This is a genomic window from Exiguobacterium sp. s157, from assembly GCF_018618205.1.
Lineage (GTDB): Bacteria > Bacillota > Bacilli > Exiguobacteriales > Exiguobacteriaceae > Exiguobacterium > Exiguobacterium chiriqhucha.
The window spans coordinates 582,102-603,945 of the sequence record NZ_JACSLQ010000001.1; the positions used below are offsets into that span (position 1 = coordinate 582,102).

The window sequence follows — 21,844 nt, forward strand, 5'->3', positions numbered from 1 at the left end:
CTAGAAAGGATGTGCGACATGGATGCACATAATCTAATCAAGCTGTTCGAACAAAATCCAGTCGTCGTTCCGAGAAAATTGTTCACGGAGGCGCGTCGCCTCAACTTGAGTCCGGTCGAGTTCAATCTCGTCATCCACTTGCTTGAGATGACGGGGGAAGGCATTGAGATGCCGCTTCCGAGCGAACTCGGAGACCGGATGAATGTGGCCGAGAGCGAGGCTCGTTCCGTCTTGCTCGGCTTGCTCCAAAAAGAGTTGATCGCCATCGATGCGTCGACCGAGGTTGAACGATACAGTCTGCTTCCGTTGTTCCTTGCACTCGAAGAAGGGGCGACACCTGAAAAATCGGCTCATTCGTTAAATGAGAACATTATTCATACGTTTGAGCGCGAGTTCGGGACGATCACCCCGTTCGAGATCGAACAGATTGTCGGTTGGTTGACCGAGGACGGCTTCAGTGAAGAGCTGATTATGGCCGCGCTTCGGGAAGCAAAGCTTCGCAACGTACGCAACTTTAAATATATGGACAAGATTCTCAGAGTGTGGCAAGACCACAACGTCGAGTCACTCGAGGACCTCGTCGATTATCAACGGAGGAAAAAGTGATGTTGACGAGAGCCCAATTGACCGAAGTGTCTGACACGATGCGTCGCATGTTTCCGGACGCCCACTGTGAGTTGACGCACCGTAATCCGTTCGAGCTTGTCGTGGCCGTGGCGTTATCGGCGCAGGCGACCGATGCACTCGTCAACAAAGTGACGCCTGGTCTGTTCGAGACCTATCCGACCGTCGAATCGATGGCTGCGGCTGACGTCGCCGACATCGAGGCGTTAATCAAGCGCATCGGTCTCTATCGGAACAAGGCGAAAAACGTGAAGGCGCTCTCGATGCAAATCGTGGAACGTCACGACGGGATCGTCCCGTCGGATCGCGAATCTCTCGAGGCGTTGCCTGGCGTCGGACGGAAGACGGCGAACGTCGTCTTGTCCGTCGCGTTTCACGAACCGGCATTCGCCGTCGACACGCACGTCGAGCGCGTCTCGAAACGTCTCGGCATCTGTCGTTGGAAAGATAACGTCCGTCAAGTCGAGGACACGCTCATGAAGAAGTTCCCGCGCGAAGAATGGTCACAGCTCCATCACCAGTTCATCTTCTTCGGCCGCTATCACTGCAAAGCGCAACGTCCTGCTTGCGAGACATGTCCGCTGCTCGATATGTGCCGCGAAGGGAAGAAACGAATGAAGTCCAAGCAAGCGACCGGACAATGAACGGAAGCGTCTTCCTGATCACGAAATCGGGAAGACGCTTTTTATACGTACGGGGGTATTTTTTGATATACTCAATCCAGCAACCAGTTGGCAAGGAGGATGTATATGAATCAACCACGTATCGGCGTCCGAGAAAATCGATTCAATTTTATACTGCTCGTCGTGACAAACTTCTTTGTCGGATCGATGGTAGGGCTTGAGCGGACAATCTTGCCTATTATCGGAGAAGAGGATTTTGCTCTCATCTCGACCAGTGCGGCACTCTCGTTTATCATCAGTTTCGGATTCTCGAAGGCGGTCGTCAATTACTTCGCAGGAGCCATCGCCGACCGATACGGTCGCAAAAAAGTGCTCATCTTCGGTTGGGCAATCGGGCTCCTCGTTCCCGTGCTCGTCATATCAGCATCGGCATGGTGGGTGATTATCGTGGCGAACGTCTTGCTTGGGGTCAACCAAGGGCTGACGTGGTCGATGACGGTCAATATGAAAATTGATTTGGCCAAACCGACGGAGCGGGGACTGGCGGTCGGACTGAATGAGTTCGCGGGTTATATTGGCGTCGCCGTGATGGCGGCGGTGTCCGGGATGGTTGCCGTCACATACGGCAGTCGGCCGGAACCGTTCTACATCGGTGTAGTCGTCGCCTTGATCGGTCTCACGTTATCGTTGTTCGTCCGCGATACGACGAAACAATTACAGCTTCAGTCTATAGGTCAACCTGACAAGACACGTTCGCCGAAACAGGTATTCCTGGCGACGACATGGAGAGATCGTTCGCTCTCAAGCCTGACGGTAGCCGGTCTGTCGACCAATTTGAAGGACGGCATGGCATGGGGCTTGTTCCCGATTTATTTTGCCGCCCAAGGGCTGAGTCTCGCGGAGATCGGGCTGATCGTGGCGCTCTACCCCGCGGCATGGGGCTTCTTTCAACTGTTCACCGGTGTGTGGAGCGACCGCATCGGACGAAAAGGGTTGATTGTCGCAGGGATGTGGGTTCAGGCCGGCTCGCTATGGGCGATTCTCGTCATGACCGACTATTGGCAATGGGTGTTCGCAGCGGTCATGCTTGGCATCGGGACGGCGATGGTCTATCCGACGCTCCAAGCCTCAATCAGTGACGTCGCCGAACATTCGTGGCGCGCCTCGGCGATGGGCGTCTATCGTTTTTGGCGCGACAGTGGCTATGCGTTCGGGGCTATATTCGCCGGGCTGTTGACCGATGTCTTGTCCATCGGCTGGGCAATCGGATTGGTGGCCGTGATCCCGTTTTTGGCCGGCCTCAACGCGCTCATTCGTTTGCGGGAGACGCTCCCGGGCTTACGCCGAACATAAAAACTGCCTTGCCGAATGATGATCGGCAAGGCAGTTTTTAGTGATTCCACGGATGGTCGCTCCATTCGCGGCGCTTTTTCGTAATCGGTACTTTTTTGAATCCCCAGTTGCGGAAATCTTGGTCAGGACTTTCTTTACGAATGTAAATCTTGTCCTTGATGGCTTTGAAGATGCGGTTCTCATCCCCATAATGGACGAACCGTGGTTTTACTTCGATGACGCCGCGACGCACGCGCGAGAGCGGGAGGCAGACGAGGTCAGCGATTTCGAGACCTGACTGATACACCGTGTTCTGCTTCTCTGAAAAGATGAAGCCTTTGATTTTTTGACGGCTCTTCTCGACGTCGAGATGGACCGTCCCCGAATTGAAGATATCGAAGAACGCTTTTTGGATGAGCAAGTTCTGATAGTCATCCCGTGACTCCAAGACGACGCGGGCGCTGACGGCTTCCGTCTCTTCCAAAAACGCATAGAACGACTTCATCAAATGAGCGAATGCGACGACGTACGGGTCTTTCGGTGTCGAGTAGAAGTCATGGAGCTTTTGTTTATCGACCTCGACGCTGACGATCGTACAGTCGATATCGCGCAAGAAATCAGGCAACTTGTTCCAGAAATCACGAAGCATATCGATCGTGATGCCGTCTTCTTTCCCGTACGGATGCTCGGCTTTTAAAATCTCTTTTAAATGGAGCGGGATATTTTCTGTCTTGAACACGTCACGTTTGAAGGCGTGTAACCGACGTTTCAATTCGCAAGGCATGCCGGCCTCGTCGGCATCAATCGCATATTTATATTCCATCAATACGCCGGTCAGATTGAATTGCGTGTTCCCCTTTGGCGTTCCCGTCTCATCGACGAACATGACATACTTCTTTTGTGTTTCCATCTTACTCCTCCAACCATGGCTCTACTGCTTATAAAAGCGGGCCTGCTAATTGTTTATCAACCTTGGTTTACACTATTTATTGCACACTTTTTAGAAACTTCCGTCAATCTGCGTTTAATCCGCCCTGATTATGGCTAATAAGTAGAAGACTTATTTCAGAAAAATAAATAGCTTCTCCGTAACAAGGTCGTGTCAATTTGACTACACAATGCACTACATACTAGTTTAACATACGGGAGTTTGGTACGATATGGATTGCGGAAAATCCACACAGGAGTCGAGCGACAGAACTCGACAATCAGACTTCAGACGGAAGGAACGGCTGGGCGAACCTGTTAAACTAGATATTAGGGGTGACGACATTGTTCCATTATCCAAACGGAAAAAAGCCGCAACCTTCGGCTGGGCCGGCCCGATCGAATCCGCAGACGTATGCGAACCGAGGCATGAACCTCGAGACGCTACTGAACGACACGAACGAGTTTTATCGGCTCCACAGCCGGGCGGTCATCCATAAGAAACCGACGCCGCTGCAAATCGTGAAAGTCGATTATCCGAAACGGAGCGCGGCGAAAGTGACCGAGGCGTATTTCAAGCAAGCATCGACGACCGATTATAATGGGGTGTATCGCGGCAAGTATATCGATTTCGAGGCGAAAGAGACGAACAATAAAACGTCGTTTCCGCTCGGAAACTTCCACGACCACCAAATCCATCACATGCGCGAGTGTGAGCGGCATGGAGGGATTTGTTTTGTCATCATTCGGTTTAGCCGCTATAATACGCAATATGTGTTATCAACGGAGCAATTATTAGTCTGGTGGGAACAGCGCGAATCAGGACGCAAGTCGATTCCGCTCTCCTATATCGAGCAAGAAGCAATTGAAGTTCCAACCCGGGCGATGCCGGCCATCGATTATTTGACGGCGATTGAAGCATGGCTCGATTGAAATAGAAGGAGTGAAGCGTGAATGGAACGAAGTCGGATGGCACGTCGACAAGACACGACGAGCAATAAACGTAAACCAGCGGCCAAAAAGCCGAAACCAAAAGCGAAGAAGTCGAAGTTTCGGCGCATAATAACGATTTTAGGGATTTTATTCATCATCGGCGTCATCGCCGGCGGCGCATACACCGCGTATGCGATCGCGACAGCACCACCGCTCGATGAAGAGAAATTGGTCGATACGTACCCGATTCAGCTGTTATCGGCTGAAGGTGAACCGCTCGAAGAAAACGGACAGATTCGCGAGTACGTCTCAATTGACGATATCTCGGAAGTGATGCAACAAGCGGTCATCTCGATTGAGGACCGTCGTTTCTATGAACATAACGGGGTCGACTTGCGTCGCATCGGCGGCGCCGTGCTCGCGAACGTGACCGACGGCTTCGGGGCCGAAGGTGGTTCGACGATCACGCAACAGCTCGTCAAGCAGTCGTTCTTATCAACGGATAAAAAGTTGAAACGGAAACTGCAAGAGCAGTGGCTCGCCATCAAACTTGAGCGCGAGTACACGAAAGAACAGATTTTAGAGATGTACTTGAACAAAAACTATTACGGTTCAGGGGCATGGGGTGTCCAAGCGGCTTCGAAGACATACTTCAATAAGCCGGTCTCGGAAGTGAACTATCAAGAGGCGGCCATCTTGGCCGGTCTCCCGCAACGTCCGAGCGCCTATGATCCGATCAGTGGTGACCAAGAACTCACGCGTTACCGTCAAGAGCAAGTGCTCTCTTCGATGAAGCGTGACGGTCACATCACGGAAGAACAGTACAACGAGGCGCTCAACGTCGAGATTGCGGACATCATCTCACCAGGTGCCCAGTCAGAAGAAGAGTCGTATACACGTTCGATTTACGCCCGCGTCCAAGCCGAGCTCGAGGAAGACTACGGTCTCGAGCAGGCCGATATTTACGGGACGGGCTTGAAAGTATATACGTCAATCAATAAAGACTTGCACACGAAGTTCAATAGCGACATTAAGAACGATAACGTCAACCTTCCAACAAGTGAGTTCCCAGAAGATCTTCGTATGGGTGCGACCGTGCTGAATACGAAGACGGGTGAAATCGTCGCCGTCATTGACAGCGAACAAGCGAAACAAGGCGATAAGAACTATCGCGACTATTCGCGCGAGAAACGCCAAATCGGTTCCACGGCGAAGCCGTTCTTCGATTACGGTCCAGGGATTGAGAACGCACAGTGGTCGACTGGGAAAATTTTGATGGATAAACCGTTTCCTGAAGATGAGTTTAACCCGAAAAACTATTACTTGGATTACCGCGGTGCCAACACGATGCGCTACTACTTGACGATTTCCGGTAACACCCCGGCCGTCCGTGCCTTCTATGAAGTGCGTGATGAGTTCGGTCAAGAAGCGATTCAATCGTTCGTCGAGAACGTCGGCATCGAGCCGTCGATGTCAGGCGACGAGATGAACGCCTCGAACGCGCTCGGGACGGCGGAAGCAAGCACGACGCAAATGGCAGCCGCCTATGCCGCGCTCGGCACGAACGGAATGTATACGAAACCGCACTTGATTCAAAAAATCGAGTTCAATGACGGATCGACGATCAATTCGCCAATCAAGGCGAAGCAGGCGATGGAAGACTATACAGCGTATATGTTAACGGACATGCTCCGTGACGTCGTCAGCGGTTCGAACGGGACGTATGAGCCAGGCGCTTTCCCATATGACGTCGCTGGGAAAACAGGCACGACGAACGATAAAAACGGTGACGAAAAGGATAAATGGTTTACGGGCTATACGACCGACTACTCGATTTCGGTATGGTCGGGACGTTCAAATGATGTACCAGTCTCGGAGTTTAAACCGAACTACGCCCAGTACTACTTCGAGTACATGATGCAAGAAGTGACGAACGCGACGGGACAACCGGACCGCTTCCAGCAACCGGAATCGGTGCTCTCGCTCGGCAACGAACTGTACGTCAAAGGGACGAAACCGAAAGATTTACAGCCGGATAAACTGGCCGCTCCGACCGGCGCATCGATTGACTACGATGTGCCAGGTGAGACAGGCACACTCTCGTGGTCGTATGACACGCAAGGTGTACAAGCCGCTGGCTATCAAGGTCTTTCGTTCACCGTGACGGAGACACGTCCCGACGGTAGCGAACGTGTCGTCGGGACGACCGAAGACACGAGCATCGCTATCGCCGGTCTGGCGGAAGGGCAGACTACGTTCACGATTGTCGCCAACGCGACGAATGCGCTCGTCGGCGATCAACAATCGAGCCCGCTCCAAACGTCTTATACGGTCGAACGAGGCGAAGAGCCTCCGGCCGAAGAGGAAGAAGAACCAGCCACGGAAGAGACGCCGCCTGAAGAGGAAGGCGAACCGACCGATGGCGAAAATACTGAGAACAACGGCAATAACGAGAATAATGAAAACAGCGAAAACAATGAGAATAACGGCAACGACACGAACACCGAAGACGAGAATACGGAACCACCGACCGAAGAAGAACCACCAGCCGATGAGACTGATGGGGAAGCGGATACGAATGGAGACGTCAGCCGTCAATCGACAGACTCGAATAGCCAGGGTAACGGCAACGGGAATGGCAACGGTGGTCGTGACTAAAACCGACTCACAGCAAACAGGGCGACATCAGCGCCCTGTTTTTCTGTTTCGTTTGCTATAATGAAAAGAAAGCGAATAGGATGGTGACACATGGTACAACTCTCACTGAAACGCAAGATGAAAGTGTTGTTTGTGATCGACCGACTGCAAGACGATGATTTAGGTATTCCGTTACACGGTATCAACGGCTTGAAAATGAGCCGATTGCTCGTCGAGGAGTCGATTCCGTTCGGACGTTTGATTGATGATCAAGCTGTGGCCGAGGCCAGTGGCCATCCTTATTTGAAACGAATCGGCGTCGAGACGATGTTCCTCGGCGACGAAACATTCTATCCAGAACTTCTGCGGGGCAAGCGTCAAGCGCTCTCGACGCATGAAGATTATCATAAAGCGGTGCAGCGTTACACGAAACACTTGCAAGCCGTTCATTCGAAATGCACGAAGCTACATACCATCGTCTTGTTCGGACGGTCGACGCAACGGTTGTATGACGATGCGATCATTCGACTCGAAGAAGAGAATGGACATGTTGCCGACGCCTTCAAAGAAATGGATGTGCTGCGTTTACCTGCTGTCCATCGGCTCGTACGCGATGAACGGATCGGCGAAGTGAAAGCAATCGTGGAGCGACTCGCACCTTCGAAATCGTAAAGAAGGTGAACCTCATGCGGAAAAAACGTTCCGTGGAAGAAATGATCCATACGCTCAAGACCGACCCGGGCTTTTCTCAAAACGTGACACATTGGCATACAGTCGAGGCGAAACCGGCCCGCTACGCACCGATTCCGTCGAGTGTGCCGCCAGATCTCGTCCGGGTGCTGCATGGCCGGGGAATTGAACAACTGTACACCCATCAAGCCGAAGCAATCGAGCAGACGTCGCGTGGGAACTCGACGGTCATCGTCACACCGACCGCATCCGGGAAGACACTCTGTTACAATCTACCCGTCCTGTCGAAAATGATTGAACAACCGAACGCTCGGGCGCTCTATTTGTATCCGACGAAGGCGCTCGCGCAAGACCAAAACAGCGATTTGATGGAGATGGTCGAAGCGCTCGAGGGCGACTTGCGTTGCTTCACCTATGATGGCGACACGGCACCGGCAGCCCGAACGAAAGTACGGGACGCCGGCAATATCGTCATCACGAATCCAGATATGCTGCATTCCGGCATCTTGCCGCATCATACGAAATGGATTCGCTTGTTCGAGAATTTGGAGTATATCGTCGTCGATGAGCTTCATACGTATCGCGGCGTGTTCGGTAGCCATGTCGCCAACGTCTTCCGCCGCCTGAAACGGATTTGCGCCTATTACGGGAGTCATCCGAAATGGATTATGACGTCGGCGACGATTGCCAACCCGGTCGAGCTGGCTGAACTGTTGACGGAAGAAGACGTCGTCCTCGTCGACAATAACGGTGCGCCACAAGGCAAGAAGCATTTGATTTTCTATAACCCGCCCGTCGTCAATGAAGCGCTCGGCATTCGCCGAAGCGCGACGCTCGAGACGAAGCGCATTGCCTCAAAATTGGTCGAGGCGGACATCCAAACAATCGTCTTCGCCCGCTCACGCGTCAGGGTCGAGGTGTTGTTGACGTATTTACAAGAATTGACGCGGCGCGAGCTCGGTCCAAAGTCGATTGTCGGGTACCGAGGCGGTTACTTGCCGTCGGAGCGTCGCGAAATCGAGCGCCGGCTCCGTAACGGGGAGATTAAGGCCGTCGTCTCGACGAATGCGCTTGAACTCGGCGTCGATATCGGTCAATTGCAAGCGTGTGTGTTGAACGGCTATCCGGGAACGGTCGCCTCGATGTGGCAACAAGCCGGCCGGGCCGGACGCCGTCATTCCGAGGCGCTCGTCATCTTCGTCGCCTCATCGTCATCGCTCGACCAACTCGTCGTCGAACAGCCCGATTTGATTTTAGACCGGTCTCCGGAAGCGGCTCGTCTCGACCCGAACAATTTAATCATCCTCGTCGACCATATGAAATGTGCCGCCTTCGAACTGCCTTTCCAGAAAGGGGAGCGGTTCGGCACGGTCGAGACGGAAGAGATTCTCGATTTCTTGACGGACGCCCACATCTTGCACGAACGGGCCGATAAATATTATTGGATGACTGATGCGTTCCCGGCCCATGACATCTCGCTTCGGACGAGTGACCAAGAGAACGTCGTCATCGTCGATCAAACCGCGAAGAACCAAGTCATCGGTGAGATGGATACGTTCAGCGCGATGACGTTGCTCCACGACGAAGCCATCTATTTACATGGCGCCGAACAGTATCAAGTCGAACGTCTCGACTTCGAAGAGAAGAAAGCGTACGTCCGACGCGTCGACGTTGACTACTATACGGACGCCAATTTGGCAGTCGAACTGAAAGTGTTGGAAGAGAACAAGACGACCGGCGTGAAGACGTTCGGGGAAGTGTCGGTCATCGCGATGGCGACCCTGTTCAAGAAAATCAAGTTCGGGACGCATGAGAATATCGGTTCCGGACCGATTCACTTGCCGGAGCGGGAACTTCATACGACCGCGACATGGTTCACGCTCGACGAACGGTTCGCCTATTCGGAAGCCGACATGGAAGACCAGCTCGAGGCGGTCAGCGATCTGTTACGACGCCTAGCCCCGCTCTATTTGATGTGTGACACGCTCGATCTGTTCACGACGATTCAAATGAAAGCGACCCATACGAATAAACCGACCGTTTATTTATATGACCGCTATCCGGGCGGCATCGGGCTGAGCGAAGCACTTTATCGCGACGCCGATGAGGTCTTGGATGCGGCCATTCGAACGGTCGACGATTGTCCGTGCGAGAGCGGTTGTCCGCGCTGTGTCGGAATGATCGGCTACGGTGACTTTAAACAGCAGGTCGTCAGACAGTTGCAAGCATTGAAAGGAACGATATGAAAGCAAAACTATCACGACTCATTAAAACGAATGAACCGAAACAGGTGACCGTGACGCCGGACGACGTTGAACAGGCGAAGTGGCGCGAGCGCGGCGGAGAGATTTTGACGTTCGAACAAGAGTGGTGCGTCCGCTTGAAACAGATTTATCCACTCGATGAGACGTATCATGATTATACGTTCGGAGAGGCGAAAGCCTCGCTCGCGACATCGACCCATCCGTTCTTTCAAGTCGATGTGCCATCTGAACAGGTATTGTTCATGGACACCGAGACGACCGGGCTTCGCGGCTCCGGCACCTCAATCTTTTTAATCGGCTTCGCGCGCTTCCAAGACAATCATCTGGAGATGATTCAGTACGTGTTGCCGCACCCGGCATTCGAGACGGCGTTCTACTATCACTTCTTGAATGACATCGGCGACGAGGTTCGTTTCGTGACGTATAACGGCAAGTCGTTCGACTGGCCCCAAATCAAAACAAGGCATACGTTTGTCCGTTCGAAAGTGAAGGCGCTCCCGGCCGTCGGCCACGTCGATTTGTTGCATGCCTCACGTCGTCTGTTGAAACCGACACTTGAATCGGTCTCGCTTAAAGCGGTCGAGGCCCACTTCGGTCATGCCCGGATGGACGACATGCCTGGCTTTTTGGCGCCGATGCACTATTTTCAATACGTGAAAGAACGGGAACCGGATATCATCCAGCCCGTCATCGAACACCACCATGCTGACTGTTTGAGTCTTGTCTCACTTTATAAACGTCTCTGTCATCTCGTCGAAGCCGATGAAACGCCGTTTGGGGAAGAGCGGGCCCACTGGTTGAACGATCTCGGTAACGCCGAGGCGGCGCTTCAAGAATATGAGCGGCTTGAACAACCGACGAAACGTGCCTTGATGCGTCAAGCCCTGCTGTTGAAACGGACCGGCCAGATGGAGCAGGCGTTGCCGCTGTTCGAACAGGTCGGTACGGTCGAAGCATTCGTCGAGTTGGCGAAATATGCCGAACATCATCAAAAAGACATCAACCGAGCCATCACGTTCACCGAGCAGGCGCTCACGCTCTCGGAACGGAAAGAGACGGTACTTCGACAGACCGCCTTGACCGAGATGCGGGCACTCCGTCATCGGATGAATCGGTTAGAAAGGAAGCGGTCATGAAAGTTGTCGCCATCACAGGATATCGGCCACATGAGCTCGGCATCTTCAAAGCCGACCATCCTGGCATCGATATCATCAAGGAAGCTTACGAGCGAAAAATAATGGAAGCAATCGAGCTTGGGGCCGAATGGTTCATCTTTAGTGGCACGAACGGTTGTGAATTGTGGGCGGGAGAAGTATTGTTAGAGTTAAGAGAATCTTATCCAATCAAAATTGCCGTGTTTCCACCTTTTTTACAGATGGAAGAGAAGTACAAGCCGTTTGAACAAGAACTGTTCATCCGCTTGCAGCTCGAGGCTGACTTTTTTGAACCGCTGACCCAACGTCCGTACGAGGACCCGAGCCAATTGCGCGCAAAAACCGCCTTCTTTTTGGACAAAGCAGCAGGATTAATCACGCTGTATGACGAAGAGACGGGGGGAAGCCCTCGTTTTCTCGTCGAAGGGGCTAAACGAAAACACCAGATGGAGTTATTCTTGATTACGCCGGAAGAGTTACGTGTAATCGAAGAAGAAAAACAATGGGAACAACATTGGGAGTGAAAATCATGCAGACCGAACTAACAGCTGAAGCCATTTATAAACAAGAATTCAAAACCGCCCTCCGTGGCTACTCACAAGAAGAAGTCGACCAGTTTTTGGACGTCGTCATCCGCGATTACGAGAAGATGACGAAAGAAATCGAACGGTTGCGCCAAGAGAACGAGTCGCTTCGTCGCGGTTCGAACGAACAAGCAGCAGAACCGGTCAAACCGGCCCAGCCTGTCGCGTCGAACTATGACATGTTGCGACGCATCTCGAATTTAGAAAAGGCCGTCTTCGGAAAACAGGTTGGTCCAAGCGAATAAAGGGAGGAGGTGGAGAAGATGTTACAAGTATTGACGGCCGTCAAGAAAGAACCTGAGAAACGACAGACGAAAGGCTTGTTCCGCACGAAAGAAGAAGTCATCACACCACCGAAATCGTACACGGACGAGATCGTCGAGATCATTCGTCATACATGTCGCTTTGATTGGATGATGATTGAACACGTCCAGCTCGGCGATGACGTGCTCGATTATGTGTTGGTCGGACCGAAGGGCGTCTTTTTAGTCCGCATCAACCGGACGACGTCGGCCGTCCATATGACGAACCGGGATTGTCGTCTCGAGACGCCGCTCGGTTGGAAAAACATCTATCCGCATCCGATGGAAGAACTTGAGCGGATGACGAAGCACGTCCGGAGTGTCTTGAAGAGGCAATGCGGACAAGCTGTCCCCGTCACGTCATTTTTAATATTCCCGGAGACACCACGTCTCAAAGTGGAACGCATCAAAGCGAACTGTGCCGAGACGTTCGATGTGATTGACGATGTCATCACGAAGACGAAGCTCGAGCTGTTGTCTGAGGCGACGATTAAACACATCGCCTACTATTGCTCGGAGCGGCAAGTACATAAATGAAAATGGCGCTGAAGAGTCAGCGCCATTTTCATTGTGCCCGGTCGGACAAATACAAAGGCTGCAGACGATGTTAATGTCTACAGCCTGACACAACGGCGCTGTAGTCTCAGCGCCATTTTTATTTCAATAATTGTCGAGCCTTCTGTTCGTCTTTGCGATGGACGAACAAGGCGACCCGGTCGTCCAAGTTTTTGGCGAGCGGGCGGAACAGGCGACCGGTCGGCAAACCGTGCTCGACGCGACACGTGATGCCTTGTTCTGTTAAGTACGTATAGTCGTCAAGCAGCGCCTCGCCTTGTTTGCCGAACGCCTCACCGAAGCGGACCCACTGCAAGTTGCGGACGGCGCGGATCGAGACGAGCACGACGAATGTGATGCCTAAGACGATAATTAAAATAGTTTCCAAATTCAAAGCGTTCAACCCCTTCTTTACATAATTTTAAGGGCGCAACCGCTTGAAAGCAACAATGATGGACCGGTATACTCAAAAGAAAGTGGGGGATGACTATGAAAACAACGATTCAATCGCGTCGCGAAGCCGTGACGCTGCTAGAAGACAAGCACGTGCTCTATATCCGCATCCATAACGGACAGACCGGGATGATCAAACAGACCGATGATGGCATCATCGTCGCAATCCCGAATGAAGAGACGGACAAAGTCGATTTTCGCAAGTTGGAAGATATCGAAGCGTTTGAGGCGTTTTATGACTTGACGCTGTCGAAACCAGGGACGCTTTATTACAATCAAGCGTAAACAAAAGCTCCACTCAAATCCGAGTGGAGCTTTTGTTATGGGGACGGCAACCAAGCTGCCATTGTCGCTTGTAGCGCTTCTGGGCGAAGGTGCCGCTGCTTGTGGAGCAGATAACCGTCTGGACGGATGACGAGGACGCCGCGTTTCATGAACAGCGATTTCGCGAGCTCGTTGCCTTGATCGAAGAAGGGACGGCTCGTCTTCGACAGCGTGATGATTTGGAAGAACGATTGATGGTCGTTCAAATAGTCATACAACGCGCTCGCGTCCCGTTTATCGTCGTCGAGCACGAGCACTTGGAAGCGGCCGTCGGCGACTTCTGAAATCTTCGTGCGGAGCCCGTCGTCCGTCCGGATAATCTCGATCTCCGGGAAAATTTTGCCTTCGGTGACGCGTAAGAACGGGACGCGGGAATGTCCAGGATACGACAAGTGTAACTGGGCAATCCGTTCCGTGATTTTTTGGTTGATGAGATTGACGCGCGTAAAGACGTCGGCGCCTAGCGCTTGGAACGGCAGTAGGACTGGGAGCGTCGTCTGCAACACTTCGGTCGCCACGTTCGTCGTCTGCAGGACGTTACGGGCCACATGTTCGCGCTCATCGCGATATGAATCGACGACGCGGAACGGGGCACCCGCCTTCAAATGAAGCCACAGCTTCCAGCCGAGGTTGAACGAATCGGCGATGCCGGTATTCATCCCTTGTCCGCCGACAGGTGAATTGATATGGGCGGCGTCACCCATGAGAATGACGCGATTGTGAATGAATGAGTCAACCATGCGGTTATGGACCCGGAACAATGAGAACCATTCGACCTCGTCGATTTCGACATCCATATGGCTGCGCTGTTCGATCAACTCACGCAATTCCGCCTCGCTGAACGACTCATCGCTCGCGAGATTGCCGGTGATGCGAATCGTGTCGTCCGTGAGCGGGAAGACTTCCAATACACCGCGGTCCGAAAAGAAAATATGCACCTCTTCACGCGAGATGTTCCATTTGGCTTTCATGTCGGCGAGCACCCACGATTCCTTGAACGATTTTCCGCTGAACGGCAGAGCGAGCATGCGTCGAATCGAACTGTTCGCTCCGTCGGCCGCCACGACATATTTGGCCTCGATTGTCCGGTTTGAGTCTGACTCCAAATGTGCGAGCACACGAGACGGGTAATGAGTCAGTGACACGAGCGCTTCGCCACGCTGGACGTAATGCCCGTGCTCGTTTAACGCCGCCTCGAGAATTGCTTCGGTCTCGTTTTGACGGAGCAACGTCACGAACGGATAGGGCGTGACGAGACGGGAGAATTCGAGCTTGGCCGTCCATTGCCCTGAAAAATATAGATTTCCTTTCTCGATGGTCCGCGCCCGGTCGAGCACTTCTTTGGCGACATCGAGACGAGAGAAGACTTCAATCGTCCGCGGTTGAATCCCGATGGCGCGGGAGTTGTTCGACGGTGTCGTCTTGCGATCGATGATTTCAAATGAGATTCCATATCTGGCTAACGTCAGCGCGAGCGTGAGTCCGGTCGGGCCCGCCCCGACAATCAATACATCAACTTGTTTGTCCACCACATCTACCATCTCCTATCATTAATAATGATATTTCCGACATTTGATGCGTTTAAACGAGGAGACAACGGTGGAACTGTAGAAACATAGAGAATGAGGTGGAGAACATGAAACAATCGTGGATCACGGAACAACAATTGCGTGACAGTTTTTCGATGGAAGAGAATTATGAACAGACGGCTGCCGTATTGATTCCTTTGGTCGAGGTCGATGGAGCGTGGCATGTCATCTTTGAAGTGCGCGCCCATACGATGCGGCGCCAGCCTGGAGAAATCTCATTCCCGGGCGGCCGTCTCGATCCTGGCGAGACCCCGGTCGAGGCGGCTGTTCGTGAGACGAGTGAGGAGCTATTGCTCGCGGTGGAAGAGATTGAAGTGATCGGTCGCCTGCAACCCCTCGCAACGCCACATCGGCAACTGATCTATCCGTTCGTCGGAGTGATTCCGAAGCTCCCAGACGTCCGTCACACCGATGAAGTCGACCATCTGTTCTCAATCCCGGTCGAGACGTTGCTGTTGCTCGACCCGTTCCACGGCGAGATGGAATGGACGATGAATCCTGATCAAAATATTCCGTTTGACCGGATGGCGAATGCTAAAGCGTACGAAAAACGGGTAATTAAAATGAGAGAACCTTTTTATGAACATGAAGACTACATTATTTGGGGATTGACTGGAAAAATTTTGACACAATTTATTAAACGGCTTAAAGAAAACGTATTCAAACCGATATAATTTCGTTATAATGATAGAAACAAATTTAAGATTGGAAGTGAATGGGTGTGTCTGTAGAATTCGTTGTGGGTGATATCGTCAAGTCAACTCGTGAAGGTTGGGTCGCAGAAGTGACTGCCGTATTGACCAATACGGTCATCGGGGACGTTTCCATCATGGAAGAATTTCAACAGCTTGGTCTCGAATTCGAGAAGCAAGTTTTACTGAAAAAAGATTTGGAATTGATCGAACGCGCCAGCTGACCTTTTAATCGAAAGGGATGATTCAGGTGTCCATTGACAAAAAAGTTCGTGAATGGGAAGAGGCCGGTTTACTGGATGAAGTGACCGGTCAGCGCTTGGTCGAGTATGAACATAAGAAGTTGGCGGTCGGTGACAAACGTGAGCACAAACCGCCTATTCTTGTGATTATCGGATCGATTTTGCTCGCACTTAGTCTATTCAGTTTTGTCGCGGCCAATTGGCAAGCGATTCCTGATCTTGTGAAAGTCGCCATTTTCCTCGTGTTTATGGTCGGGATGTATGTGACCGCCGAACGCCTGCAAGTGAAAGCGTCACGCTATGTCACGCTATTCCGACTATTAGGCGTCGCCTTTTTCGTCGCCACGATGATCGTCATTTTCTCGACGTATAATCTTTCCTCGCAAATTCCGTTCTTATTCTGGTTATTCCTTGCCGTCGCCGTCATGCACAAATTGATTTTCAAACATCCGATTTTTACGTTTTTGGCCGCACTCGCCGCCTTTTTGGCGATCACGAATAGTTTTCAAGGCATCGGCATCACGTTGATTGCGTTCGGATTGATCGTGACGTGGGTCTGGTTCCATTATGGGGACAATGAACTCGATCGCATTTTCGCCTGGTTCGGCTTCTACGGCCTATTGATCACGATTGGTCAGTACGCCGACTATGAAGGCCGCTTTTGGCCGCTATGGGCACTCGCTGCGCTACACGTCTTGTTTCTCGTTTATCGGGAGCGGGCCCAATGGAACTATCTGTACCTCTTCGTCGCTGCCGTCCTATCGATCGGCTATTTGATTAATGCGACGGAAGGCTGGTTGTCGCAACGAACACCGTCGGTCATCGAGGCGACAATCCTTTCGATCGTCCTCGTCGCCGTCTATTTGTTGCACCGACGTCCAGATTTGATGTGGGTCAGCCTGCTCGCCGTCATCCCCTTCTCATTGTTCGAGGATACGGGCATCTTGCTGGCCATCCTGCTTGAAGCGGTCGCCCTCGCTTATCTCGTCTATCAAGACCATAATCGCAAACCGATCGTGCTCGCCTTCATCTATTTCTTACTCGTTCAAATGACGATCTACTTCATCTATGTGTGGGATAAACTTGATATTTCACTCTTCTTCCTCATCGGAGCATTGATCGTCTTCGCATTGTCGCTCGCCTTGTGGTGGCGCAGCCGTAGTCGTACGACGAGAGGGGATGCTCAGACATGAAACGATTGACGCCTTTGCTAGTACCGATTGTGCAAGTGTTGATTGCCGTCGGGTTTATACTGCTCGTCTATGCGGTCTCCTGGTTCGGTGAGACGTATACGTTCAAAGCGACCTCCTACGAACCGTACGACCCGTTTTTCGGAGACTTCGTCTATTTGGAGTATGACTCGTTCGAAGGAAGACAAGATGTCGAGTCAGGGACAGTATACGTCTCATTCAAAACGGGGGACGATGGATATGCGACCATTGACCGGGTCAGTTCACGGCCGTTCTTTGGGGGCACTCGGGCCAACTATTACGACCGCCAAGTATATATTGATGATATGAGTTCGTATCGTGTCGCTGAGGAAGAGACATCAGCAATCGAAGGGGCGAAGACGTTCGAAGTGGACGTCGACGTGGCACCTTGGGGCATGGTAAGACCTCACGATTTGCGCTCGACCGAAGCTGAAACAGAATGACAATCAGATTACAGATTTGTTACACGAAATGTTGTAACGAATCTGTAATTTTTTATTAAAACGCTTGGTAGCGCTATGTTTCATGTAAATGTTACAGATTGTAACCGACAGAGAGTCGATGTGTCAGAAATATTTCACTTCATCAAAATCCCTTCTCGGGGTCGGACGGGCATGGTAAATTAACTCCTGTTCGTTAGATGACGAGAAAGGTGCTGACCTATTGATTATGCATTCCTTAAAATATATGATGACTGTCCTACTTATGGCTGTGGGAACGTTCGCGTTTGCCGCGACGGCCGATGCCGCCCAAATCGGGATTGGGACGGAACAAAAAATTGTCCAAAACCCACTTGAATTGGAACGAAAAGCGATCGAGCAAGAACGCCAGCAAAAGATTGCACGAGAAAAACGACTAGCCGAACAGAAACGGATCGCGGAAGAAAAACGTGTCGCTGAAGCGAAACGGATTGCGGAAGAAAAACGTGTCGCCGAAGAGAAAGCCGAGCGAGAGCAGGCAGAGCGTGAAGCAAAAGCAGAACGTTTGGCCGAAGAGAAACGTGTCGCTGCCGAGCAGGCACGACAAGAAGAAGCGAAACGTCAAGCCGCAACTTCGAAAAAGCAATCGACGGTGTCGACAACGACTGCAACTCCAGTCTCGACGACAGGACGCTCCATTCAAGCCGAGTCGACGGCGTACACGAACGATGCAGCCGATAACGGCTCATACGGGGGCCGCGTCTTGACGGCAACCGGTCATGATGTCACGGATTCGATTTTCTATAACGGCATGCGTATCATCGCAGTTGATCCAGCCGTCATCCCACTTGGAACGATTGTTCAAATCGAAGGTGTCGGTCAAGCGATTGCCTTGGATACGGGTGGACGCATCAAAGGAAATATCGTCGACTTGCTCGTCGACACGAAAGACGAGGCCATCAACTGGGGTCGTCGCCACATCACGATTACACTTCCATAACAGCAGGTTCTCCTTTAGGAGGACCTTTTTTGTGCCTTGCTTCATGATTTTGCTTACCGGCAGTGTCCATACGCACCAGATAGCACGTCCGATTGTTTAACAAACGTTGGAAACGGGCAAACTAATATTTGACTTTCATGAAAAAGTTACGAGCGAGGAGGGGTAGAGTTGATAGAATTTCAAAATGTGTCCAAGCGCTACGAAGACGGTACGCTAGCCGTCAAAGACTTGGATTTGACAGTCCGTAAAGGAGAGATTTTTGTCTTAATCGGGCCATCGGGGTGCGGGAAGACGACGACGATGAAGATGGTGAATCGACTGATTGACCATACAGATGGAAAAATCCTCATCGACGGGAAAGAGATTTATCAATTCGATATATACGAGTTGCGACGCAACATTGGTTATGTGCTTCAACAAATTGCCTTATTCCCTCATTTAACGGTCGAGGAAAATATTTCTGTCGTTCCCGAATTATTGAAATGGCCTAAACAGAAGACGAAGGACCGCGTGACCGAACTCATGAACATTGCAGGGCTGAATCCGGTCTTGCGAGTGAAAAAGCCGACGGAACTATCCGGTGGACAGCAACAACGCGTCGGCGTACTGCGGGCGCTTGCAGCCGATCCGGAAGTCATCTTGATGGATGAACCGTTCTCGGCGCTCGATCCGATTAGCCGAGGTCAACTTCAAGATGATATTAAACGCTTGAACGATGAGCTCGGGAAGACGATTCTGTTCGTGACCCATGACATGCAAGAAGCGATGAAACTTGGGGATCGCATCGCCTTGATGCGTGATGGCGAATTGGTCGTTATCGGTACTCCAGATGAAATTAGAGCGAGTACGGATCCGTTCGTCCTCGACTTTACACAACGTGGAAGAGGTGAGGTAGATGCTTGAGACATTTCAAAACCGGCGTGGCGAACTCGTCGAGGCGCTGATTGAGCACTTGCAGCTCTCCGTCGTATCACTTTTGATAGCCGTCTTAATCGCCGTTCCGCTCGGGATTTGGTTGACGCGTCGCAAGAAAGTGGCCGAGACCGCCATCGGCGTTACCGCCATCATTCAAACGATTCCTTCTTTGGCGCTCCTCGGTCTTATGATTCCGCTCGTCGGGATTGGTGCTTTACCGGCGACGATTGCCCTCGTGCTATATGCCTTGCTCCCGATTTTACGAAATACTTTCACCGGGCTGAACGAGGTCGATAAATCGCTCATCGAAGCGGCCAGGGCTTGTGGGATGAAACCGAACCAAAGTTTGATGAAAGTCGAACTCCCGCTCGCGCTACCGGTCATCATGGCCGGGATTCGAACGGCGATGGTGCTGATTGTCGGAACGGCGACCCTCGCCGCCCTCGTCGGCGCAGGTGGGCTCGGGACGTTAATCCTTCTCGGCATCAACCGAAACGACAATTACTTAATTCTCCTCGGGGCAATCCCGGCCGCCATCCTTGCCTTGTTGTTCGATTTCTTGCTACGCCAAATGGAAGGGGCGACGGCAACCCGGAACAAGACGAAATTGATTGCCGTCTCGACCGTGTTGGCGCTCATCGTCGCGGCCCCGCTAGCCTTCGGTCGCACGCAACAGACCGACCTCGTCATCGCGGGGAAACTCGGGCCAGAGCCTGAGATTTTAATGAATATGTATAAGCTGTTGATTGAAGATCAGACTGATTTGTCTGTATCCGTCCGTCCAAACTTCGGAGAGACGACGTTCGTCTGGGGCGCGTTACAATCAGGCGATGTCGACATCTATCCAGAATTCACAGGAACGGTGCTCGCGAGTCTCGTGAAAGAGACACCGAACTCGAACGATGCCCGTGAAGTGTATGAACAGGCTCGGGACGCGCTCGCCGATGACGGCTATGCGTTGCTTGAACCGATGCAGTTCAACAACACATACGCCATCGCGATCCCACGCGACTATGCCGAGCAAGAAGACATCACCGCCATCTCGGATTTACGAAACGTTCAATCGGATATTAAGGCCGGATTCACGCTCGAGTTCACAGACCGTGAAGACGGATACCCGGGACTGCAACAAGCGTATGGTCTCGATTTCCCGTCGGTCGTCTCGATGGAACAAAAGTTGCGCTATCGTGCCATCGCACGTGGAGACGTCAACCTCGTCGATGCGTATGCGACCGACCCGGATATCGCCGAGAACGAATTGCTTGTCCTCGAGGACGACCAACAGTTCTTCCCACCTTACCAAGGAGCTCCGTTGGTGAAACAAGAGACGCTCGATGAACATCCGGAAATCGAGGATGCCCTCAACCAATTGGGTGGTAAAATTACTGACGAAGAGATGTCTGAATTGAACCGTCGCGTCGCGTACGGGAATGAACGGGCGTACGACGTCGCGAAGGACTTCTTGGAGCAGGCTGGTCTGTTATGAGAGCATTGATTATCTCCAATCCCACGTCTGGCGGGAACGAGACGATGCTCGGTGAGGTCGTCGGGACGATTGAATCGTTATACGATGAGATTTTGATTCGGAAGACGCTCGCGCAAGGAGACGCCGGTCGCTTCGCCGAAGAGAGCGGGGCTTACGAGCACTTGATTGTCATCGGCGGGGACGGGACGCTTCATGAGGTCGTCAATGGCTTGATGAAGCTTCCGCGAGATGAACGGCCGACAATCGGTCTGATTCCGGCCGGCACGTGTAATGATTTCGCCCGTGCCCTCGCGCTACCGGTCGAACCAATCGAGGCGGCCCGTTTGTTCAAGATGAGTTACGCACAATCGGTCGATGTGATGCGAGTCAACGAACGGTACGGGCTCAACTTCATCGGGGTCGGCCTGATCGCGGACGCGTCGAGACAAATCGATCCGCTCCAAAAAGAATCACTCGGGTCGATTGGTTACTTTTTAGCGACGATCCGGCAGTTTCGTGAACTCGATCCGTTCGATGTTCGCATCGAACACGGTGGGGAAGTCGTCCACGATGGACCAGTCAGCTTCCTATATGTAGGGAACGGGGCTTATCTCGGGACGGTACCGACGAAACTCCCGACCCAGTCGTTCACGGACGGACTCGTCGAGGTCGTCCATAGTTCCGCCATCGGCTTCCCGATGATTCGTCAATTGTTGACCCAACAGTTCGGACTCGAACAGTCGTCTCCGGAATGGGTGCATCTACAGATGTCTCAACTGACCGTCCATTTGAGTGAATCTCAACTCATCGACGTCGATGGAGAGCACTTCGAGGCGGAACGGCTGGACGTCGATGTCCTGCCGGGCGAGTTGTCATTTCTTGTCCCGTCACACTAAAAATCGATAAAAA

At 52.1% G+C, this 21,844-nt stretch carries 23 protein-coding genes; 20 read left to right on the top strand and 3 right to left on the bottom strand.

Annotated features, from left to right (window positions below):
* Positions 1 to 18 precede the first annotated feature (18 nt).
* The 3 genes from KNP67_RS03035 (at position 19) to KNP67_RS03045 (ending at position 2,600) form a co-directional block, all read left to right on the top strand.
* A complete protein-coding gene (locus KNP67_RS03035; RefSeq protein ID WP_021067227.1) occupies positions 19 to 606 on the top strand; it encodes a DnaD domain-containing protein in 588 nt (195 codons plus the stop codon).
* Positions 606 to 1,268, top strand: coding sequence for an endonuclease III (gene nth / locus KNP67_RS03040; RefSeq protein WP_021067228.1), 663 nt, complete (start codon positions 606 to 608; stop codon positions 1,266 to 1,268). The genes KNP67_RS03035 and nth overlap by 1 nt, the downstream gene beginning before the upstream one ends.
* Before the next feature lie 105 nt (positions 1,269 to 1,373).
* Entirely contained in the window at positions 1,374 to 2,600 is a 1,227-nt protein-coding gene (locus KNP67_RS03045) for an MFS transporter (protein WP_214755845.1), read from the top strand.
* A 37-nt stretch (positions 2,601 to 2,637) separates the two neighbouring features.
* On the opposite strand, the gene KNP67_RS03050 is transcribed toward KNP67_RS03045, so the two are convergent.
* Positions 2,638 to 3,489 carry a DUF3800 domain-containing protein gene (locus KNP67_RS03050; protein ID WP_021067230.1) on the bottom strand — a complete coding sequence of 284 codons (852 nt, stop codon included), beginning with the start codon at positions 3,487 to 3,489 and terminating at the stop codon, positions 2,638 to 2,640.
* Positions 3,490 to 3,842: 353 nt separating this feature from the next.
* On the opposite strand from KNP67_RS03050, the gene recU reads away from it, so the two are divergent.
* The 8 genes from recU (at position 3,843) to KNP67_RS03090 (ending at position 12,607) form a co-directional block, all read left to right on the top strand.
* Complete coding sequence (gene recU / locus KNP67_RS03055) at positions 3,843 to 4,439, top strand: Holliday junction resolvase RecU (RefSeq protein ID WP_029595649.1); 597 nt, start codon at positions 3,843 to 3,845, stop codon at positions 4,437 to 4,439.
* A 21-nt stretch (positions 4,440 to 4,460) separates the two neighbouring features.
* Positions 4,461 to 7,097 carry a transglycosylase domain-containing protein gene (locus KNP67_RS03060; RefSeq protein WP_214755847.1) on the top strand — a complete coding sequence of 879 codons (2,637 nt, stop codon included), beginning with the start codon at positions 4,461 to 4,463 and terminating at the stop codon, positions 7,095 to 7,097.
* A 90-nt stretch (positions 7,098 to 7,187) separates the two neighbouring features.
* Positions 7,188 to 7,748, top strand: a complete 561-nt coding sequence (locus KNP67_RS03065) for a hypothetical protein (protein ID WP_251128618.1) — start codon at positions 7,188 to 7,190, stop codon at positions 7,746 to 7,748.
* 14 nt (positions 7,749 to 7,762) lie between these two features.
* Positions 7,763 to 10,012: a DEAD/DEAH box helicase gene (locus KNP67_RS03070; RefSeq protein ID WP_021067234.1), complete on the top strand. Its 2,250-nt coding sequence runs from the start codon at positions 7,763 to 7,765 to the stop codon at positions 10,010 to 10,012.
* A complete protein-coding gene (locus tag KNP67_RS03075; RefSeq protein WP_214755849.1) occupies positions 10,009 to 11,166 on the top strand; it encodes a ribonuclease H-like domain-containing protein in 1,158 nt (385 codons plus the stop codon). The genes KNP67_RS03070 and KNP67_RS03075 overlap by 4 nt, the downstream gene beginning before the upstream one ends.
* Complete coding sequence (locus tag KNP67_RS03080) at positions 11,163 to 11,708, top strand: SLOG family protein (protein ID WP_021067236.1); 546 nt, start codon at positions 11,163 to 11,165, stop codon at positions 11,706 to 11,708. The genes KNP67_RS03075 and KNP67_RS03080 overlap by 4 nt, the downstream gene beginning before the upstream one ends.
* A gap of 5 nt (positions 11,709 to 11,713) precedes the next feature.
* Complete coding sequence (gpsB, locus tag KNP67_RS03085; RefSeq protein ID WP_021067237.1) at positions 11,714 to 12,013, top strand: cell division regulator GpsB; 300 nt, start codon at positions 11,714 to 11,716, stop codon at positions 12,011 to 12,013.
* A gap of 18 nt (positions 12,014 to 12,031) precedes the next feature.
* The gene (locus tag KNP67_RS03090) at positions 12,032 to 12,607 is read left to right on the top strand and encodes an NERD domain-containing protein (protein WP_021067238.1); all 576 of its coding nucleotides are present in this window, start codon (positions 12,032 to 12,034) and stop codon (positions 12,605 to 12,607) included.
* A 118-nt stretch (positions 12,608 to 12,725) separates the two neighbouring features.
* Here KNP67_RS03090 and KNP67_RS03095 read toward each other — a convergent pair whose 3' ends face one another.
* Positions 12,726 to 13,019 (bottom strand): hypothetical protein, encoded by a 294-nt coding sequence (locus KNP67_RS03095; RefSeq protein ID WP_021067239.1) that lies wholly within the window; start codon positions 13,017 to 13,019, stop codon positions 12,726 to 12,728.
* Positions 13,020 to 13,114: 95 nt separating this feature from the next.
* Between KNP67_RS03095 and KNP67_RS03100 the strand changes: the two genes are divergently transcribed.
* The gene (locus KNP67_RS03100) at positions 13,115 to 13,363 is read left to right on the top strand and encodes a hypothetical protein (RefSeq protein WP_021067240.1); all 249 of its coding nucleotides are present in this window, start codon (positions 13,115 to 13,117) and stop codon (positions 13,361 to 13,363) included.
* A 35-nt stretch (positions 13,364 to 13,398) separates the two neighbouring features.
* Here KNP67_RS03100 and KNP67_RS03105 read toward each other — a convergent pair whose 3' ends face one another.
* On the bottom strand, positions 13,399 to 14,931 hold the full coding sequence (locus KNP67_RS03105; RefSeq protein ID WP_353048235.1) for an FAD-dependent monooxygenase: 1,533 nt from the start codon (positions 14,929 to 14,931) through the stop codon (positions 13,399 to 13,401).
* Positions 14,932 to 15,086: 155 nt separating this feature from the next.
* Between KNP67_RS03105 and KNP67_RS03110 the strand changes: the two genes are divergently transcribed.
* The 8 genes from KNP67_RS03110 to KNP67_RS03145 all read left to right on the top strand — a co-directional run bounded on the left by KNP67_RS03110 (position 15,087) and on the right by KNP67_RS03145 (position 21,831).
* A complete protein-coding gene (locus tag KNP67_RS03110; RefSeq protein WP_371819368.1) occupies positions 15,087 to 15,665 on the top strand; it encodes an NUDIX hydrolase in 579 nt (192 codons plus the stop codon).
* Between the two features lie 41 nt (positions 15,666 to 15,706).
* The gene (locus KNP67_RS03115) at positions 15,707 to 15,907 is read left to right on the top strand and encodes a DUF2187 family protein (protein WP_021067243.1); all 201 of its coding nucleotides are present in this window, start codon (positions 15,707 to 15,709) and stop codon (positions 15,905 to 15,907) included.
* A gap of 17 nt (positions 15,908 to 15,924) precedes the next feature.
* Positions 15,925 to 17,118: a DUF2157 domain-containing protein gene (locus KNP67_RS03120; RefSeq protein WP_214755855.1), complete on the top strand. Its 1,194-nt coding sequence runs from the start codon at positions 15,925 to 15,927 to the stop codon at positions 17,116 to 17,118.
* On the top strand, positions 17,115 to 17,579 hold the full coding sequence (locus tag KNP67_RS03125; protein WP_214755857.1) for a GDYXXLXY domain-containing protein: 465 nt from the start codon (positions 17,115 to 17,117) through the stop codon (positions 17,577 to 17,579). The genes KNP67_RS03120 and KNP67_RS03125 overlap by 4 nt, the downstream gene beginning before the upstream one ends.
* A gap of 262 nt (positions 17,580 to 17,841) precedes the next feature.
* Positions 17,842 to 18,555, top strand: coding sequence for a 3D domain-containing protein (locus KNP67_RS03130; protein ID WP_236355680.1), 714 nt, complete (start codon positions 17,842 to 17,844; stop codon positions 18,553 to 18,555).
* Between the two features lie 168 nt (positions 18,556 to 18,723).
* Positions 18,724 to 19,458 carry an ABC transporter ATP-binding protein gene (locus KNP67_RS03135; protein ID WP_214755859.1) on the top strand — a complete coding sequence of 245 codons (735 nt, stop codon included), beginning with the start codon at positions 18,724 to 18,726 and terminating at the stop codon, positions 19,456 to 19,458.
* Positions 19,451 to 20,956 carry an ABC transporter permease/substrate-binding protein gene (locus tag KNP67_RS03140; protein WP_021067248.1) on the top strand — a complete coding sequence of 502 codons (1,506 nt, stop codon included), beginning with the start codon at positions 19,451 to 19,453 and terminating at the stop codon, positions 20,954 to 20,956. Before KNP67_RS03135 ends, KNP67_RS03140 begins: the two co-directional genes overlap by 8 nt.
* On the top strand, positions 20,953 to 21,831 hold the full coding sequence (locus tag KNP67_RS03145) for a diacylglycerol/lipid kinase family protein (RefSeq protein WP_214755861.1): 879 nt from the start codon (positions 20,953 to 20,955) through the stop codon (positions 21,829 to 21,831). Before KNP67_RS03140 ends, KNP67_RS03145 begins: the two co-directional genes overlap by 4 nt.
* Positions 21,832 to 21,844 lie beyond the last annotated feature (13 nt).

What these genes read in the sequence shown, in the direction of transcription:
- KNP67_RS03065 (WP_251128618.1), top strand. Translation starts at nt 7,188, where the DNA reads ATGGTACAACTCTCACTGAAACGCAAGATGAAAGTGTTGTTTGTGATC.
- KNP67_RS03120 (WP_214755855.1), top strand. Translation starts at nt 15,925, where the DNA reads ATGATTCAGGTGTCCATTGACAAAAAAGTTCGTGAATGGGAAGAGGCC.
- gpsB (WP_021067237.1), top strand. Translation starts at nt 11,714, where the DNA reads ATGCAGACCGAACTAACAGCTGAAGCCATTTATAAACAAGAATTCAAA.
- KNP67_RS03130 (WP_236355680.1), top strand. Translation starts at nt 17,842, where the DNA reads ATGGCTGTGGGAACGTTCGCGTTTGCCGCGACGGCCGATGCCGCCCAA.
- KNP67_RS03070 (WP_021067234.1), top strand. Translation starts at nt 7,763, where the DNA reads ATGCGGAAAAAACGTTCCGTGGAAGAAATGATCCATACGCTCAAGACC.
- KNP67_RS03060 (WP_214755847.1), top strand. Translation starts at nt 4,461, where the DNA reads ATGGAACGAAGTCGGATGGCACGTCGACAAGACACGACGAGCAATAAA.
- KNP67_RS03140 (WP_021067248.1), top strand. Translation starts at nt 19,451, where the DNA reads ATGCTTGAGACATTTCAAAACCGGCGTGGCGAACTCGTCGAGGCGCTG.
- KNP67_RS03125 (WP_214755857.1), top strand. Translation starts at nt 17,115, where the DNA reads ATGAAACGATTGACGCCTTTGCTAGTACCGATTGTGCAAGTGTTGATT.
- KNP67_RS03145 (WP_214755861.1), top strand. Translation starts at nt 20,953, where the DNA reads ATGAGAGCATTGATTATCTCCAATCCCACGTCTGGCGGGAACGAGACG.
- nth (WP_021067228.1), top strand. Translation starts at nt 606, where the DNA reads ATGTTGACGAGAGCCCAATTGACCGAAGTGTCTGACACGATGCGTCGC.
- KNP67_RS03090 (WP_021067238.1), top strand. Translation starts at nt 12,032, where the DNA reads ATGTTACAAGTATTGACGGCCGTCAAGAAAGAACCTGAGAAACGACAG.
- KNP67_RS03050 (WP_021067230.1), bottom strand. Translation starts at nt 3,489, where the DNA reads ATGGAAACACAAAAGAAGTATGTCATGTTCGTCGATGAGACGGGAACG.
- KNP67_RS03075 (WP_214755849.1), top strand. Translation starts at nt 10,009, where the DNA reads ATGAAAGCAAAACTATCACGACTCATTAAAACGAATGAACCGAAACAG.
- KNP67_RS03045 (WP_214755845.1), top strand. Translation starts at nt 1,374, where the DNA reads ATGAATCAACCACGTATCGGCGTCCGAGAAAATCGATTCAATTTTATA.
- KNP67_RS03115 (WP_021067243.1), top strand. Translation starts at nt 15,707, where the DNA reads ATGGGTGTGTCTGTAGAATTCGTTGTGGGTGATATCGTCAAGTCAACT.
- KNP67_RS03110 (WP_371819368.1), top strand. Translation starts at nt 15,087, where the DNA reads ATGGAAGAGAATTATGAACAGACGGCTGCCGTATTGATTCCTTTGGTC.
- KNP67_RS03035 (WP_021067227.1), top strand. Translation starts at nt 19, where the DNA reads ATGGATGCACATAATCTAATCAAGCTGTTCGAACAAAATCCAGTCGTC.
- KNP67_RS03080 (WP_021067236.1), top strand. Translation starts at nt 11,163, where the DNA reads ATGAAAGTTGTCGCCATCACAGGATATCGGCCACATGAGCTCGGCATC.
- KNP67_RS03100 (WP_021067240.1), top strand. Translation starts at nt 13,115, where the DNA reads ATGAAAACAACGATTCAATCGCGTCGCGAAGCCGTGACGCTGCTAGAA.